The organism is Achromobacter pulmonis (assembly GCF_002885955.2).
Lineage (GTDB): Bacteria > Pseudomonadota > Gammaproteobacteria > Burkholderiales > Burkholderiaceae_B > Achromobacter > Achromobacter pulmonis_A.
This window is the reverse complement of sequence record NZ_POQS01000027.1, coordinates 4,064-4,483: the sequence shown is the minus strand read 5'-3', so window position 1 is coordinate 4,483 and position 420 is coordinate 4,064. Positions and strand designations below refer to the sequence as shown.

Genomic DNA, 420 nt, shown 5'->3' with positions numbered 1-420 from the left:
GCGGCATGGAGGACACGCTGGGCGTGCCCCTGCTGCTGCGCGGCCCGCGCGGCGTCGAGCCGACGCCGGCCGGGCGCACGCTGGCGCACCATGCGCGGGTGGTGCTGGCGCAGATGGACCGCATGCGCGGCGAACTCGACCACTACGGCCAGGGCCTCAAGGGCCACGTCCGGATGCTGTGCAACACCAGCGCGATGAGCGAGTACCTGCCGCCGGTGCTGGGCGCTTTCCTCAAGAACCATCCGCGCGTGTCGGTCGACCTGGAAGAGCGCCTGAGCCACGAGATCGCCGACGCGCTGCGCGCCGGCGCCTGCGATATCGGCGTGCTGGCGGACTCGGCCGACCTGCATGGCCTGCGCACGGTCACCTTCCGCCACGATCCGCTGGCCCTCATCGTGCCCGCCGGCCATCCGCTGGCCG

General features: G+C 73.1%; 1 protein-coding gene. It reads left to right on the top strand.

All coding sequences use genetic code 11. The annotated features are described in order from the left end of the window. Nucleotides 1-420, top strand: a 420-nt coding sequence (locus tag C1I89_RS33450; RefSeq protein ID WP_258231582.1) for a LysR family transcriptional regulator, incomplete at both ends; no start/stop codon positions are given.